At 70.3% G+C, this 15,759-nt stretch carries 15 protein-coding genes; 11 read left to right on the forward strand and 4 right to left on the reverse strand.

What is annotated here, in order from left to right; genetic code table 11:
• Window position 1: 1 nt before the first annotated feature.
• From rpsK to truA, 5 genes are all read left to right on the forward strand, one after another.
• Window positions 2-418 (forward strand): 30S ribosomal protein S11, encoded by a 417-nt coding sequence (gene rpsK, locus A9X03_RS18515; protein ID WP_046182344.1) that lies wholly within the window; start codon window positions 2-4, stop codon window positions 416-418.
• Window positions 419-427: 9 nt separating this feature from the next.
• Entirely contained in the window at window positions 428-1,033 is a 606-nt protein-coding gene (gene rpsD / locus A9X03_RS18520) for a 30S ribosomal protein S4 (protein WP_067273257.1), read from the forward strand.
• Window positions 1,034-1,108: 75 nt separating this feature from the next.
• Window positions 1,109-2,152, forward strand: coding sequence for a DNA-directed RNA polymerase subunit alpha (locus tag A9X03_RS18525; RefSeq protein ID WP_055403402.1), 1,044 nt, complete (start codon window positions 1,109-1,111; stop codon window positions 2,150-2,152).
• Between the two features lie 116 nt (window positions 2,153-2,268).
• Entirely contained in the window at window positions 2,269-2,916 is a 648-nt protein-coding gene (gene rplQ / locus A9X03_RS18530; RefSeq protein WP_067754429.1) for a 50S ribosomal protein L17, read from the forward strand.
• The gene (gene truA / locus A9X03_RS18535) at window positions 2,903-3,763 is read left to right on the forward strand and encodes a tRNA pseudouridine(38-40) synthase TruA (RefSeq protein WP_082954899.1); all 861 of its coding nucleotides are present in this window, start codon (window positions 2,903-2,905) and stop codon (window positions 3,761-3,763) included. The genes rplQ and truA overlap by 14 nt, the downstream gene beginning before the upstream one ends.
• Here the strand turns inward: truA and A9X03_RS18540 are convergent.
• Both A9X03_RS18540 and A9X03_RS18545 read right to left on the reverse strand, forming a co-directional pair.
• On the reverse strand, window positions 3,760-4,380 hold the full coding sequence (locus A9X03_RS18540; RefSeq protein WP_067785646.1) for a cutinase family protein: 621 nt from the start codon (window positions 4,378-4,380) through the stop codon (window positions 3,760-3,762). The two genes, truA and A9X03_RS18540, sit on opposite strands and share 4 nt — an antisense overlap.
• A 57-nt stretch (window positions 4,381-4,437) precedes the next feature.
• Window positions 4,438-5,280, reverse strand: coding sequence for a cutinase family protein (locus tag A9X03_RS18545; RefSeq protein WP_068262339.1), 843 nt, complete (start codon window positions 5,278-5,280; stop codon window positions 4,438-4,440).
• 120 nt (window positions 5,281-5,400) lie between these two features.
• Here A9X03_RS18545 and eccB point away from each other — a divergent pair, with 120 nt between their 5' ends.
• Complete coding sequence (gene eccB / locus A9X03_RS18550) at window positions 5,401-6,768, forward strand: type VII secretion protein EccB (RefSeq protein ID WP_068262341.1); 1,368 nt, start codon at window positions 5,401-5,403, stop codon at window positions 6,766-6,768.
• Here eccB and mycP read toward each other — a convergent pair.
• Window positions 6,736-8,022 (reverse strand): type VII secretion-associated serine protease mycosin, encoded by a 1,287-nt coding sequence (mycP, locus tag A9X03_RS18555; RefSeq protein WP_156746600.1) that lies wholly within the window; start codon window positions 8,020-8,022, stop codon window positions 6,736-6,738. The two genes, eccB and mycP, sit on opposite strands and share 33 nt — an antisense overlap.
• Before the next feature lie 2 nt (window positions 8,023-8,024).
• Window positions 8,025-9,449, reverse strand: coding sequence for a type VII secretion integral membrane protein EccD (gene eccD / locus A9X03_RS18560; RefSeq protein ID WP_068262360.1), 1,425 nt, complete (start codon window positions 9,447-9,449; stop codon window positions 8,025-8,027).
• 92 nt (window positions 9,450-9,541) lie between these two features.
• Between eccD and eccCa the strand changes: the two genes are divergently transcribed.
• The 5 genes from eccCa to rplM form a co-directional block, all read left to right on the forward strand.
• Window positions 9,542-13,243, forward strand: coding sequence for a type VII secretion protein EccCa (eccCa, locus tag A9X03_RS18565; protein WP_068262351.1), 3,702 nt, complete (start codon window positions 9,542-9,544; stop codon window positions 13,241-13,243).
• Window positions 13,240-14,463 carry a type VII secretion-associated protein gene (locus A9X03_RS18570; protein WP_067754448.1) on the forward strand — a complete coding sequence of 408 codons (1,224 nt, stop codon included), beginning with the start codon at window positions 13,240-13,242 and terminating at the stop codon, window positions 14,461-14,463. The genes eccCa and A9X03_RS18570 overlap by 4 nt, the downstream gene beginning before the upstream one ends.
• A 51-nt stretch (window positions 14,464-14,514) precedes the next feature.
• Window positions 14,515-14,832 (forward strand): WXG100 family type VII secretion target, encoded by a 318-nt coding sequence (locus A9X03_RS18575; RefSeq protein WP_067754451.1) that lies wholly within the window; start codon window positions 14,515-14,517, stop codon window positions 14,830-14,832.
• Window positions 14,833-14,846: 14 nt separating this feature from the next.
• On the forward strand, window positions 14,847-15,143 hold the full coding sequence (locus tag A9X03_RS18580; protein WP_067754454.1) for a WXG100 family type VII secretion target: 297 nt from the start codon (window positions 14,847-14,849) through the stop codon (window positions 15,141-15,143).
• A gap of 220 nt (window positions 15,144-15,363) precedes the next feature.
• Window positions 15,364-15,759: 50S ribosomal protein L13 (gene rplM, locus A9X03_RS18585; protein WP_068262353.1), on the forward strand; the 396-nt coding region annotated here is incomplete at its 3' end.

Consider the following 15,759-nt stretch of genomic DNA (forward strand, 5'->3'; position numbering starts at 1 on the left):
CATGCCACCAGCCAAGAAGGCAGCGTCTGCCCCCAAGAAGGGGCAGAAGACCCGCAAGCGGGAAAAGAAGAACATCCCGCACGGTGCCGCGCACATCAAGAGCACGTTCAACAACACGATCGTGAGCATCACCGACCCCCAGGGCAACGTCATCGCCTGGGCGTCGTCGGGCCACGTCGGCTTCAAGGGCTCGCGGAAATCGACCCCGTTCGCCGCTCAGCTGGCCGCCGAGAACGCGGCGCGCAAGGCGCAGGAGCACGGTGTGCGCAAGGTCGACGTGTTCGTGAAGGGCCCGGGCTCGGGCCGGGAGACGGCGATCCGTTCGCTGCAGGCCGCGGGCCTCGAGGTCGGCGCGATCTCCGACGTCACCCCCCAGCCCCACAACGGCTGCCGTCCGCCGAAGCGCAGAAGGGTCTAGGACACAATCATGGCTCGTTACACCGGACCCATCACCCGCAAGTCGCGCCGGCTGCGCACCGACCTCGTCGGTGGCGACCAGGCGTTCGAGAAGCGCCCCTACCCGCCCGGCCAGCACGGCCGCGCGCGGATCAAGGAGAGCGAATACCTGCAGCAGCTGCAGGAGAAGCAGAAGGCCCGCTTCACCTACGGCGTGATGGAGAAGCAGTTCCGCCGCTACTACGAAGAGGCCACCCGGCAGCCCGGCAAGACGGGTGAGGAGCTGCTCAAGATCCTGGAAAGCCGGCTGGACAACGTCGTGTACCGCGCGGGGCTGGCCCGCACGCGCCGGATGGCCCGCCAGCTGGTCAGCCACGGCCACTTCAGCGTCAACGGCGTGCACGTCAACGTGCCCAGCTACCGGGTGTCGCAGTACGACATCATCGACGTGCGGGACGGCTCGCTGAACACGGTGCCGTTCCAGATCGCGCGGGAGACGGCGGGCGACCGCCCGATCCCGAGCTGGCTGCAGGTGGTCGGCGAGCGCCAGCGCATCCTGATTCACCAGCTGCCCGAGCGGGCTCAGATCGACGTGCCGCTCGCCGAGCAGCTGATCGTCGAGTTCTACTCGAAGTAAGAGCTTCCGCACCGACCGGTGCGGAAACCTAACGGCATCAAATAGCGGGTGCCGAGAAGGAGAAGAAGAAACACCATGCTGATCTCTCAGCGACCCACCCTGTCGGAGGAAGTCCTCACCGACAACCGCTCGCAGTTCGTGATCGAGCCCCTGGAGCCCGGATTCGGTTACACCCTGGGCAATTCGCTGCGGCGCACGCTGCTGTCGTCGATTCCCGGCGCGGCCGTCACCAGCATCCGCATCGACGGCGTGCTGCACGAGTTCACCACCGTCGCCGGGGTGAAGGAAGACGTCACCGCGATCATCCTGAACCTCAAGGGCCTGGTGGTGTCCTCGGAGGAGGACGAGCCGGTCACCATGTACCTGCGCAAGCAGGGCCCGGGCGCGGTCACCGCGGGCGACATCGTGCCGCCCGCCGGCGTCACGGTGCACAACCCCGACATGCACATCGCGACCCTGAACGACAAGGGCAAGCTCGAGGTCGAGCTCGTCGTCGAGCGTGGCCGTGGCTACGTCCCGGCGGTGCAGAACCGGGCCTCCGGGGCCGAAATCGGCCGCATCCCGGTCGATTCCATCTACTCGCCGGTGCTCAAGGTGACCTACAAGGTCGACGCGACCCGTGTCGAGCAGCGCACCGACTTCGACAAGCTGATCCTGGACGTCGAGACCAAGAGCTCGATCACCCCGCGCGACGCGCTGGCGTCGGCCGGTAAGACCCTGGTCGAATTGTTCGGCCTGGCACGCGAACTCAACGTCGAGGCCGAGGGCATCGAGATCGGGCCGTCGCCCGCCGAGGCCGACCACATCGCGTCGTTCGCGCTGCCGATCGACGACCTGGACCTCACCGTGCGGTCCTACAACTGCCTCAAGCGCGAGGGCGTGCACACCGTCGGCGAGCTGGTCAGCCGCACCGAGTCCGACCTGCTCGACATCCGCAACTTCGGCCAGAAGTCCATCGACGAGGTGAAGGTCAAGCTGCACCAGCTGGGCCTGTCGCTCAAGGACAGCCCGCCGAGCTTCGACCCGTCGCAGGTCGCCGGCTACGACGTGGCCACGGGCACCTGGTCCACCGAGGGCGCCTACGACGACCAGGACTACGCGGAAACCGAACAGCTGTAATGGCCGTCCGGTGACGATGCGGCCGTGCAGCGGCCGCCGAGGAACCGGACACAACTAGAGAAGTCCGTCCCGGCCCTACCTGATACGGGGGCCGGCCCCACTTAGGAGATAGTGCAATGCCCAAGCCCACCAAGGGTCCTCGCCTCGGCGGGTCGTCTTCGCACCAGAAGGCGCTGCTGGCCAACCTGGCCACGTCGCTGTTCGAGCACAACCAGATCAAGACGACCGAGCCGAAGGCGCGCGCGCTGCGTCCGTACGCCGAGAAGCTGATCACGCACGCGAAGAAGGGCACGCTGCACAACCGTCGCGAGGTGATGAAGAAGATCCGCGACAAGGACGTGGTGCACAAGCTGTTCGACGAGATCGGGCCGTTCTTCGCCGACCGCAACGGCGGCTACACCCGCATCATCAAGGTCGAGCCGCGCAAGGGCGACAACGCCCCGATGGCGGTGATCCAGCTGGTGCTGGAGAAGACGGTGACGTCGGAGGCCGAGCGGGCGCGCCGGGCGAAGACGCCCAAGAAGGCTGATGCGCCCGTGGCGGCAGCGGCGGCGCCTCAGGCGGCGGTCGAGCCTGAGGAGGCCGTCGGGCCGACGGCCGAAGAGGTGACCGAGCCGGCCGGTACTTCGGAAGCTTCAGAGCCTTCGGAAACCGGGGAATCCACGGAGGCCCAGGCCAAGGCCGAGGAAAAGCACGACGAGGCCATCGAGGCGCGGGCCGAGGCCGAGAAGGCCGAAGAGGCCGACGAGGCTGACGAGAGTTAACGACTCGGATTCTCAGGTCCGTCTGCGGCTCGACATCGCCTATGACGGAACGGAATTCGCGGGCTGGGCGGCTCAGGCCGGCCAGCGCACCGTGGCGGGAGTGCTCGACGAGGCGCTGACCACCCTGTTCCGCACCCCGGTACGGCTGCGCGCCGCCGGCCGCACGGACACCGGCGTGCACGCCACCGGGCAGGTGGCCCACCTCGACGTGCCGCTGGACGCGCTGCCCAACGCCTACCCGCGCTCGCCGCACGTCGGCGAGCCGGAGTTCCGGCCGCTGGTGCGCCGGCTCGGCCGGTTCTTGCCCACGGACGTGCGGGTGCTCGACATCAGGCGCGCCCCTGGGGGTTTCGACGCCCGGTTCTCGGCGCTGCGGCGCCATTATGCGTATCGGCTGTCGACCGCGCCCTACGGGGTGCAGCCGCAGCTGGCCCGCTACGTCACCGCTTGGCCGCGGCCGCTGGACGTCGACGCGATGGCCGCCGCCTCCCGAGAGCTGGTGGGCCTGCACGACTTCGCCGGGTTCTGCCGGCACCGGCCCAACGCCACCACCATTCGCGACCTGCAGCGCCTTCAGTGGTCACGCGACGGCGACCTGATCACCGCGCAGGTGACCGCCGACGCGTTCTGCTGGTCGATGGTGCGCTCGCTGGTCGGGGCGCTGCTGGCCGTGGGCGAGCACCGGCGGCCGGTGTCCTGGTGCCGCGAATTGCTCAGCGCCACAAGCCGATCCAGTGATTTCGCGGCCGCGCCGCCGCACGGTCTGACGCTGGTGAGCGTCGACTATCCGCCCGACGATCAGCTCGAAGCGCGCAACCTGATCACCCGGGACCTGCGCACGCGCTAAACCTTCTTCGCGACGAAATTCGCGGCCTGGTTGGTCAATCCGGGCACATAGCTCAGATGGGACGCCCAGCGGGTTCCGGGCGAGCAGATCGGGTCGCCCGGGTTGCACAGGTCGATGGTCTTGCCGTCGAATTCCGGGGTGAGGGCGCTCATCAGCTGACCCGCCCGGGCGGACGGGTTGCCGAACAGGGCGACGGCGGCCACATGGTCGGCGGCCGCGGCCGGCAGCGGCTGACGGAAGCCGAGGCCGGGTAGCGGTGCGGCCGTGACGATGTCGATGACGGCCGCGCCTTGCGAGTATCCGCCGAGCACCAGCTTGGTGTTGGGGCAGTTACCGGCCATCTGCTGGATGTGGTTGCTGGCGTCGTTGGCCCCGTCGGCCGCGGCGAGGAAGTCCTTGTTGGCCGGGTAGTTCACCCCATAGGAGCCAACGCTTTTGGAAGTCTGCTGGCGCAGCGCGTTGACGAAGGCGGCGCCGACCTTGCCGACGCCGGGCGGCTCGTCGGTGCCGCGGGCAAACACCACCTCAACGCCGGGGCACGAGGCGAAGGCCTGCGGAAGCAGTTGGGGAGCAACCACTATCGCGGCGCCCGCGAGCAGCCCGGCGCCCAGTGTCAGTGGAATGAGCCGCACCCCACGATGTTAGGGGCGCGTTGGTCGCGGGCCGGTAACGATTCAGACGAGAGGTGCTTGCGGAGTCACCGTGGTCGGCGTCGCCGGCGTGGGCGCGGGACCGGTGTCGCCGTGGATCGAGGGCGGCGAGCCGGGCGGGGTCTGCCCGTTGACCGGCGACGGCGTTCCACCGGGAACGGGGCCCAGCGGCGGACCGAACGCGGGGCTGGACGAGCTCGAGCCGGCCAGCTTCTGGGCGACGAACGCCGCGGCCTGGGTGGTGTACACGGGGACGTAGCCCTCCGTGTGCCCGCTCCACTCGTTACCGGGACCGGCGTGGCAGATCGGGTCGTTGGGGTTGCAGTAGTCGGCGGCCTTCGACCCCAGCAGCGCGCTCTGAGTCGGCAGCGTGCCGCCGGCGCGGTCGGCCACGTCACCGAACGTGACGACGGCCGCGATGTTGTTGGCGTACTGCTCGGGCAGCTTGTTGCCCCAGCTGATGCCGCCGATCGGGACGCCGGCCACGATGTCCATCACCGACGCGCCTTGGGAGTAGCCGCCCAGCACGATCTTGGTGTTCGGGCAGGTCTCGACGCTCTTCTTGACGCGGTCGATGGTGTCGTTGGCGCCGTCGCCGCCGTGCAGCTGCAGCTTGCTGGCCGCGTAGTTCACCCCGTACGGCAGGATGTTCAGCCCGGTCTGCTGTCGCAGCGAGTCCACCAGGGCGTCGCCGACCCGGCCCAGGCCGGGGGGCTCGTTGGTGCCGCGGGCGAAGATGACCTCGACGTCCGGGCAGTCGAAAGCGGAGGCTGTCGGCGCCGCGGCGGGGGACAGCAGCAGGCCAGACGCGGTGACCAGCGCGGAGGCCCCCAGACCCACGCAGCGACCTATCCGGTGAGAAAACACGCCGTAACTTTACCTACCCTAAGCACGGTTCGAAAGTTCGCTGGCCTGTGGATCAATTAAGCGGCCCGACCTATGCCCGCTTTAGCGTGTGTGCAACAACTGCGCAGGGTAGGGGGACCAGTGCCGCGTCAGCCGACCACCGGGCTGCAGGTCAGCGGCTACCTATTCCTGCTGCGTCGCCTCGAATGCGCGTTGCTGGGCGGGGATGTCCACACCCTCAGCGATCGCACGCGGGCGCGAACGCCGGCGCTGACGATCGGGTGCATCCTGGCCGCGATCGCCGTCGCGGCGGCCGCGGCCCTTGCTTTGCTGCGGCCCAGGGTGGCGCTGGATGGCGCGCAACTGGTGATGGGACAAGAGTCCGGGGCTCTCTACGTGCGGGTGGGCGACACCTGGCATCCGGTGCTGAACCTAGCGTCGGCGCGGTTGATCGCGGCGACGGCGGCCAAACCCCAGCCTGTGCCGGAAGCGGACCTGGCCCGCGCCAAACGCGGACCGCCGCTGGGTATCCCGGGCGCGCCGCAGCTGATCGGGGAGCCGTTGAAGGCGGACGAGTCGGCCTGGGCGATCTGCGATACGGACCACGCCGGCACCACGACCGTCCTCGTGGGCCGCACGGACGACGCGGCGGCCCGCCGCTTGAGCGCCGGCGAGGCCGTCCTGGTCGCGTCCGGCCCGGGTTCGCCCGCCTACCTGCTCTATAACGGGCAGCGGGCCGTGCTGGACCTCGCCGACTCCGCGGTGACGCGCGCTTTCCGGCTTGAGCGCCGCGCGCCGCGACCCGTTTCGCCGGCGTTGCTGGGCGCCATCCCCGAGGCGCCACCGATCAGCGCGCCGCGGATCCGGGGCGCGGGCGAGAAGGCGGCGGGATTGCCGGGGTTCACGATCGGCACCGTGGTGCGCATCACGCGGGCCGGCGGTGACGAGTATTACGCGGTGCTCGCCGCCGGGATTCAGCGCATCGGACAACTGGCTGCCGATCTCCTGCGCTTCAGCAACCCGCAGCGCACCAGCAACGCCGTGACGGTCGCACCCGACGCGATCCGCGCCGCTCCGATCGTCGACGCGCTGCCGGTGGGTAGCTTCCCCGACCGGGCGCCGACACTGCCGGACGACAACGGCACGTTGTGCGTCTCATGGCAGGCGGCGCCATCCGGCCAGGCCGGTGCCGCGCTTCTCACCGGCAACCGAGTGCCGTTGCCGCCCGGTCAGGCGCCGGTGACCTTGTCACGGGCCGACGGGCCCGGCCCCGCGCTGGACGCCGTGTACGTGCCGCCCGGCCGGAGCGCCTACGTGCGAGTCGGCACGCGGTACCTGGTCACCGACACCGGAGCGCGGTTCCCGATCCACGACGACGACGCCGCGCGGGACCTTGGGCTGCCGGCGGCGATCCCGGCGCCGTGGCCGATCCTGCAGACCCTTCCCGCCGGCCCCGAGCTCAGCAGACAACAGGCGTCAACCGCCCGCGACTTCGTCCCGGCCCCTTAGTCGGCCCCTCGCCACACCGACGGCCAGCGCGATGCCCAATCCCGCGAGGCAGACGACGACGCCGCGCAGTGCGGTGTGCCGGGCGCGCGCGTTCGGCGGCGCGGCCGCCGGGGGCGCGGCGATAGGCGCCGGGTCCGGCGTCGGCGTGGACTCCGGTGCAACGACATCGGTGCTCACCGCCGCCAGGGCGTCGATCGTGCCGTGACCGACGAGCGGATCCCACCCGGCCGGCGGGTGATGCGCCGTCGACTCGATGCGCTGCATCACCTGCCGGGCGGTCAGCACCGGAAACCGGGCCCGGATCAGGGCGGCCAGCCCACTGACGACCGGCGCCGCATAACTGGTGCCGGACACCGGCGCCGAGCCCAGCGGCGTGACCGCCTCGCCGGGGGCGGCGACGTCGACCCAGGGCCCGGCGAGGGTGAATGCCGACGGCGCCCCCTCGTCGTTCACCGAACCGACTGTGAGCACGTAGTCGTCGTACCACGCCGGACTGACCGCGACCGTGACGGTTTCCCAAGTGGCGTCCAAGCGCTGCGGAGGGCACTGCGCGGCGCTGCCCGTGTTGCCGGCCGCGGCGACGACGACCACGTTCTTGATGTCCACTGCGTAGGCCAGCGCGGCGCCGAGCGCGCGGTCATCGAGCGTCGCGGCAGCCGGAACGCAGGCGACCGAGGAGATGTTGATCACCGAGGCACCCAGATCCGCGGCGGTGCGGACGGCCTTCGCCATGGTCTCGACGTCGCCGACGCCGGTGCGGGACCGATCGCTGGCGGGGGAGAACTTCGCGCTGGACTGGCGAATGCTGATCAGGGTGGCTTCGGGCGCAACGCCGCTGAATCCGGACACGCTCGAATCCCGTTCCGCTGCAACGATTCCGGCGACCAGGGTGCCGTGCGCGTCGCAATCCTGGGTGCCGTCGCCGTTGGAGACGTAGTCACCGCCCGGCACCACGTTCGGCAGCGCTCGCTGCGGCGAAACGCCGGTGTCGATGACCGCGACCCGTTGCCCGGCGCCGCGGGTCAGCGGCCAGACCCGCGACAGGTCGAGGATGTCGGGCGGCCGGTTGGGTGCCGGTCCCGTCGTCACGGCCGCGCACACCTCACGTTGCACCGTCGGAAACGCGGCCGCGGGTCGCGCCGGCTTCGGTAACCATTTGTCGTCGATCTGCGGCGGCGAAACCGCCTGCGCGGTCGGTGCTGCAAGCGGCGACACCAGCGCCCAGACCAACGGGAGGCACGCGATGGGAGACAATCTCACCGGAAATGCAATCCCCGGACGGCCCCGTACAGTCCGCAGATCCAGCAGGTCAGCGGGGCGGTGGCAACCAGCGCGAGCCACTCCAGGGCGTCGGCGGCTCGGCACAATACGCGTGGAGTCGAGATAGCGGGCGCGACGAAGCCGAAATAGACGGCCCCGGCTGCCAGCGTGGCCGTCGCCGCGGCCACCCCAGGCCCGCGCCCCGGCGCACTCGAGACGGCTACACCGAACGTCGTTCCTACGACGGCGATTCCGGCGATCACCAGCGTCAGCATTCTGGCGTTATCACTAGTACGCGCACGCAGCAGTAGCAACGCGCCGGTGATGCTGCCAAACGCGATGCAAGACAAGCGCGGTGCGCCGGCCAGGACGGTGACGACGGCGCCGACGGCCGCCGACGACGCGAACGCGGCAAGCAGGCTCGACGCCCAGGCGTCGGCGCGGAGTGCGCGCGCCACCAGGTGCGTCCCGTTTGCTTCGGTCTCGTCGGATCCAGCCATCGGCCGCACCCGGGGCGATAGCCCCGCCAGCACGATCGACAGCCGCGCCGCTACTCCAAGCAGGCCAAGCGATGTCAGCGCCGATGCCGCGCCGACCGCGTACGGCGGTGCGCCGGTGATCGCCCCCACCAAAGCGGCGATCGCGACGATCGTCGCGGCGGACGACACGGCGGTCAGCACGACGACGGCGCAACGCGAGGCCCGGATCGCCAGCACGCAGGTGGCCGCCGCCGCCGTCGCGGCCAGCAACACGTTGCATACCCCCGGCCCGCCGGGCACCGCCAAAAAGCCGCCAACCGCCGCGAATGTCGTTGCCATCGCGTTGAGCGCCAGCCCGGCGACCGCATCGCGGCGGAACCGGTGCGTCAAGGCGGCCGACACGAGGGCGATCGCGGCCAAGATCACCAACACGCCCACCGTCGCATGGCGATCACGGTCGGCGCCGCCGCTGAGCGTGTTTCGGGTCAGGGCGAACATGCCGACGACGGTCAGGGTGTTCGCCGCCACCGCGCCGGCGAGCCGTACCGCGAACCGGTGCCCGGTATTCGTCGAAGCGCCGGAACCCGCCAGCGCCTCGGACACGGCCTCCGCCGGATCGTGGTGCAGGAAGGGCGGCGGTGGTGGAGAACCCTGGCTCAGCAACAGAACCGCGCCGTCTCCGATGCCGTTCTGCGCCAGCGTTTTCGACGGGTCCAGAGCGGACGAGCCGGGGGGTGAAAGGTGGTAGCGCTTCGCGGTCAGACCGTCGTCGCCGTCCCGGGCCTGCAGGATGTCGATGATCGACGGCGTCAGGACGCCGACGGGGACCTCGGCCGGGAGGGCCAGGTCCGCGACGGCGGAGCCGGCATGGATTGACACCCGGCACAGCCCCAAATCGGTTGCAGGCAAACGTGACCCCTTCAGTCGTAATGCTGAGAACATAGCGACCATCCGGCAGCCGGGTGTGCCGCTGTCCACAGATGACTTGTCGTCGAATGGGGTGCTGCCTACGGTCGTCGAACGGGAGGGACGAGATGGCCCAGGACTTCGTGCCGGAAGGGCGCCGGCGGCCGCCGGCGGTGCCGACCGCGGACCTCGTCGTCGATGCACCGCCTGAACCGCCGTCGCCGGCGGCGCCTGGCCTGCTGTCCCGGTTGCTGCCCGCCGTGTTGGCGGTCGCCGGAATGGGCGTCATGGCTACGGCGTTCGCGTCGGGGTCGGGCGGCGCCCGCACAACCATGTTCGTGACCTTCCCCGCCATGCTGCTGGCTTCGACGCTGGTGACAGCACTTTCCGGACGAGGCCGCCGCCGTGGCGGCGGGGTCGACGCCGATCGTCTCGGCTACCTCGCATACCTCAGCCGGCTGCGCAATACCGTCCTCGAAACGGCTGCCGCACAGGGTTACTCACTGACGTGGGACCACCCCGACCCGGACACGTTGTGGACACTGATCGGGGGTCGGCGGATGTGGGAGCGGCGGGCGACCGACCCCGACTTCTGCCTTGTCCGCGTCGGTGCCGGGCCCCGGCCGCTCGCCACTAGGTTGGTCGCCCCCCAGCCCGCGGACGTCACCGACCCCGTCACCGCCACCGCATTGGATCGCTTCCTGCGTACGCATGCGACGATCGTCGGGCCGATCGCCGTCCCCCTGCGCGAAAGTCCGTGCGTCACCATCGACGGCGACCCGACCGGCGCCCGCGGAACGTTGCGCGCGATCATCTGCCAACTCGCCGTCTTGCACCCTCCGGATCAGTTGCTGATCGTCGGCGTGATCGGCGACCGAGACCGTTGGCAATGGGAATGGCTGAAATGGCTTCCGCACAACCAGCATCCGACGGCGGCCGACGGGGCGGGGCCGGCGCGGATGGTGTACCGCGACATGGACGAGGCGCGGGCCGCGCTGACCTGCGTGCGTCCGGCGCACACGGTGGTGGTCGCTGACTTGGACCGCGACGTCGAAGGGCTCGCGGGCGCGACCGTCCTTCAACTCGGCCGGGGCCGCGATGACGCGCCGGTGACGATCACCGGTGCCGGCGAAACCCAGAGCCCGGCGCGCCCCGACCGGTTGGGCCCCCTGGAGGCGCTGGTATGCGCCCGCCGGCTGGCGATACACCGGGTGGGCACGGGCCGCCGCGGCGGCGACGGGGCGGGGTGGCCGGTCCTGGCGGGAATCGACGATGTGGACGGTTTCGACCCGATCACGGTGTGGCACGCCCGAGATCACAGCGATCGGCTCCGCACCCCGATCGGAAGCCGACCCGGCGGCGCACGGGTGGAGCTGGACATCAAGGAGGCCGCGGACGCCGGCGTGGGCCCACACGGGCTGTGCGTCGGGGCCACCGGCTCCGGCAAGTCGGAGCTGTTGCGCACGATCGCACTGGGCATGATGGTGCGCAACTCTCCCGAAGTGCTGAATCTGCTGCTCATCGACTTCAAAGGTGGCGCAACATTTCTCGACTATGCGCGGGCCCCACACGTGGCCGCGGTCATCACGAACCTCGCCGACGAGGCGCCGTTGGTCGCCAGGATGCGCGACGCCCTGGCCGGTGAGATGAATCGTCGGCAACGGCTGCTGCGGGCGTCCGGCCATATCAGCGCAGCGGCGTACGAGCAAGCGCGCCGGGCGGGCGCCAGGTCGGCCGCCCTGCCCAGCCTGTTCATCATCGTCGACGAGTTCTCCGAGTTGCTCACTCAGCATCCGGATTTCACCGACATGTTCGTGGCGATCGGGCGGCTCGGCCGATCGTTGGGCATGCACCTGCTACTGGCGAGCCAACGGCTCGACGAGGGCCGACTGCGCGGGCTCGACGCCCACCTGTCCTATCGGATCTGCTTGAAGACCCTGTCGGCCGCCGAATCACGTGCCGTGCTGGGGACCTCGGACGCGTACGAATTGCCCAACAAGCCCGGCTTGGGTTACCTGCGTACGAGCGGGGGAGAGCTCATCCGCTTCTGCGCCGCTTACGTTTCGGGGCCGGCGGCGTCCGGCGTGCCGACCACGGCATCCGTGGCGAATCCGTCCGTGCGCACGTTCGGGACCCGAAGCGTCGGCGCCATCACCCGAAGGGTCGAGGCCGGTGCGTCGTCGCCGCGGACGACGCTGCACGCCGTCCTGGACCGGCTGTGCGGGCATGGCCCGGCCGCGCACCAGGTCTGGCTGCCACCGCTGGGCCCGGCGCCCGCACTGCAAACCCTGCTCGATGCCGGTGCGCCCGAACGAGGCGTCCTGACGATTCCGCTCGGCGTCGTCGACCGGCCCTTCGAACAGCGGCGGACGCCGTTGCTGGCCGACTTGCGCGGCGCCGCAGGCAATGTCGCGGTCGTCGGGGCGCCACAGTCGGGCAAGTCGACGGCGATCCGCACGGTGATCACCGCGCTTGCGGCCACCCACTCCCCGCGGCAGGTGCAGATCTACTGCCTCGACTTCGGCGGCGGGGCGCTGACGTCGACACGGACAATCCCCCATGTCGGCGCGGTCGCTGGGAGGGCCGAACCGCGCCTCGTCGCCCGGATCGTCGCCGAATGCGAGTCGGTCATTCGTTCACGCGAGACCCTTTTCGGCGACCGTGGTGTCGGATCGATCACCGAGTACCGCCGGCTGCGCGCGCAGGGCGCGGCGCCGGACGCCGATCCGTTCGGGGATGTCTTCCTCGTCGTCGACGGCTGGGCGAGCCTGTGCCAGGAATTCGGTGCGCTGGAGCCTTCGGTGACCGCGGTTGCCTCCCAGGGGCTTTCCTTCGGCGTACACGTGGTGTTGTCCGCATCGCGGTGGGCCGAGATCAGGCCGGCGCTACGCGACCAGATCGGCACACGCATCGAGCTGAGGCTGGGTGATCCCGCCGATTCCGAGCTGGACCGGAAAGCGGCCCAACACGTTCCGCGTGGCAAACCGGGTCGCGGTCTTTCCGGCGACGGCTCGCACATGATGATCGCCCTGCCGACGGCCGAGATCGGCAGCGCTGAATCGGTCGCGCCGCCGATACCGTTGCTGCCCGCGCTGATCGAGCGTCACACGGTCGTGGAGGCGGCGGGTCCCGGCCTCGGCCAACGTATCCTGCTCGGCCTCGAGGAGCGCCGACTGCAGCCCGTGCCGTGCGAGTTCGACCGGTGGGCCCATCTTCTCGTGCTCGGCGACAAGGGATGCGGCAAGACGTCGACCCTGCGAACGCTATGCCGCGAGATCGTCCGAACGAAGACGCCGGCGCAAGCGCGCCTCGTCATCGTCGACTTTCGGCGCTCCCTGCTCGGCGTGGTCGAGTCGGAGCACCTCGGCGGGTTTGCCGTGTCGCCGGGCTCGCTGGCCGGCACGCTGCCGGATCTGCTCGACCTGCTGGAGCGGCGAATGCCCCCGGCCGACGCGAGCCAGGCGCAGCTGCGAGCCGGGTCCTGGTGGTGCGGGCCTGAGATCTACGTCGTGGTCGACGATTACGACCTGGTCGCCGGCCCGTCCGCCAACCCGCTGGCTCCGCTCACCGAATACCTGCCCTTTGCAACGGATCTGGGCTTGCACATGGCCATCGCGCGCCGAAGCGGCGGCGCCGAGCGCGCATTTTTCGAGCCCCTGCTGGCGGGCGTGCGTGAGCTCGGCTGCATGACCCTGATGATGAACGGATTCGCCGCCGACGGTGCGCCCTTCGGCTCGGGTCGGCCCGCGCCGTTGCCGCCCGGCCGCGGCGTCCTGCTCACCCGCCCGGGCGACGAACAACTTGTCCAGGTGGCCTGGAGCGCTCCGTGAACACACACCGCGCCATCATCGAAGTGGGTCCCGGCGCGATCCGCCGATTATGTTGCCGGACAAGCGCCGTCGCCGACGAGCAGACCTCCGAGATCATCGCGGCCGCGCTGAGTGCGATCGACGATCGGGTCGCGTTGGTCGGCGGGCGACCGATAGCCGTTGCGTCGCTGTGGGCGGACGCGCTGCGCTCCGTCGCCTGTACGGGCGGCAAGGGCATGGTCGTGCTACACCCGTCCTGGTGGTCGTCCTTGCGCGTCGGGGTCGTGAGCCGCGCGGCCGCCAGCGTGTCCGACGACGTGCTGGCGCGGCCCCGGTCGTGGTTGCTGAAGCGGGCCGGCGGCCCCGATGCGGACACGGCGACCGTGGTGGAGATCGCCGAGCGGATGGTGGTGGTGGGTGACGCCGCCGTCGCCATCCGGCGCGGGGCGCAATCGTGCGCCGTCGCCGACGAGGTGATCGCCGCGGTAGCGGGCCGCCCCGCGGGCGTCCTGCTGATCGACGAGCCGAGCACCATCGCCGGGTCGTCGACGCTGGCTGCGGCGATCGCCGCCGTGGCGGGCGGCAACGGGCGGACGGTGGTGCGAATCGGTGCCGCCCGGCTGGCCCGGCTCGCCCGGCTGGCGGTGTCCGATCTCGATCGGCCAGCCAAGCCGGGCGACGATCGTGGCCGACCCCGTGCGCGGACGCTCGCCGGCATCGGCGCGGCCGGCATCGTGCTGGCCGCCGCGGCCCCTGCCGGGATCAGCGCAGACCGGCCTCGTACGGTGACCGCGCCGACGGTCCAGGCCGTGCCGACCACGTTTCTGGTGGAAGGCCGGGTGGCGGTGGCGGTGCCGGCGGATTGGCCCACCCAACGGGTGGTCGCCGGGCCCGGGTCGGCGCGGATCCAGGTCACCTCCCCGTCCGACCCCGAAGTGGCGTTGCACGTCACGCAGTCACCGGTGGTGGGCGAGACGCTGAGTGGCACCGCCGAGCGGTTGCAGCAGGCGATCGACGCCGAGCCCGCGGGGGTGTTCGTCGACTTCAACCCCTCCGGCATCAGCGCAGGCAGGCCAGCGGTGACCTATCGCGAAGTGCGCGCCGCCCATCACGTGCGGTGGACGGTGCTGCTGGACGGCCCGGTGCGGATCAGCCTCGGATGCCAGAGCCGGCCCGGCGGCGAAGAGGCCGTACGCGGCGCCTGCGAGCAGGCCGTGCGGTCGGCCCACGCGGTCGGATGAACCCCGAAAATTCGGTGGAACCAAATGAGCGTTATCCGGGTCGAACTTGGTATGAGTGCACCCAACACACTGAGCACCGACTTCGACTTGATGCGGTCGGTCGCGGGCAGCACGGACGCCCGCAATGAGGAGATCCGGGCCATGCTGCAGGCGTTCATCGGCCGCATGGGTGCGGTGCCCGCGTCGGTGTGGGGCGGGGCGGCGGCCGCGCGGTTCAGGGATGTGGTGGATCGCTGGAATGCCGAGTCGTTGCGGCTCTATCACGTCCTGCACGCGATCGGCGAGACCATTCGGCAGAACGCGGCCACCCTGCAGGAGGCCGGCCATGACCACGCGGCCCACATCGCCGCCGCCGGCGGAAACCTGTGATCGGGGGATCATCAGTGGAATCAGCGTTGTCCTACAACTTCGGCGAGATCGAGTATTCGGTGCGGCAGGAAATCCACACCACATCGGCCCGCCTGAACGCCGCGCTGGATGAACTCCGGGCGCAGATCGCCCCGCTGCAGCAGCTCTGGACGCGCGAGGCTGCGGCCGCCTACCAGGTTGAGCAGCAGAAGTGGCACCAGGCGGCGAGCGCACTCAACGAGATTCTGGTCGATCTCGGCAACGCGGTGCGCGACGGCGCGGACGAGGTGGCGAACGCCGACCGGCGGGCGGCGAGCGCCTGGGGACGCTAGCCGCACCCACAGTCGTCTGTGTGGTCCCGGCGGAGGAGAGCCGCTGGGACCACGCAGTCGTTTTGACCTGCGGGGACGCTCATCGGTAAGCTGCTCGGTTGGCGTGCGGTACGCCGGGGTCTCGGGTCAATGTCGGTCGCCGAGAAACACCTCACCGCAAACGCCTGACCGGCACCCGGCTCGACCCGGGATCCACCTCGAGAAAGAAAAGGTAAGCGCTGTGCCCACCTACGCGCCAAAGGCGGGTGACACCACGCGGTCGTGGTACGTCATCGACGCCACGGACGTGGTGCTTGGCCGCCTTGCCGTCGCGGCAGCCACCCTGCTGCGCGGCAAGCACAAGCCGACGTTCGCCCCCAACGTCGACGGCGGTGACTTCGTCATCGTCATCAACGCCGACAAGGTCGCCCTGTCCGGCGACAAATTGCAGAGCAAGCTGGCTTACCGCCACTCGGGGTATCCCGGCGGCCTGCACTCGCGCACCACCGGCGAGCTGATGGAAAAGCACCCCGACCGCGTCGTCGAGAAGGCGATCGTCGGCATGCTGCCCAAGAACAAGCTCAGCCGTCAGATCCAGCGCAAACTCCACGTCTACGCCGGCCCGGAGCACCCGCAC

It is taken from the genome of Mycobacterium sp. E1715, from assembly GCF_001667625.1.
Lineage (GTDB): Bacteria > Actinomycetota > Actinomycetes > Mycobacteriales > Mycobacteriaceae > Mycobacterium.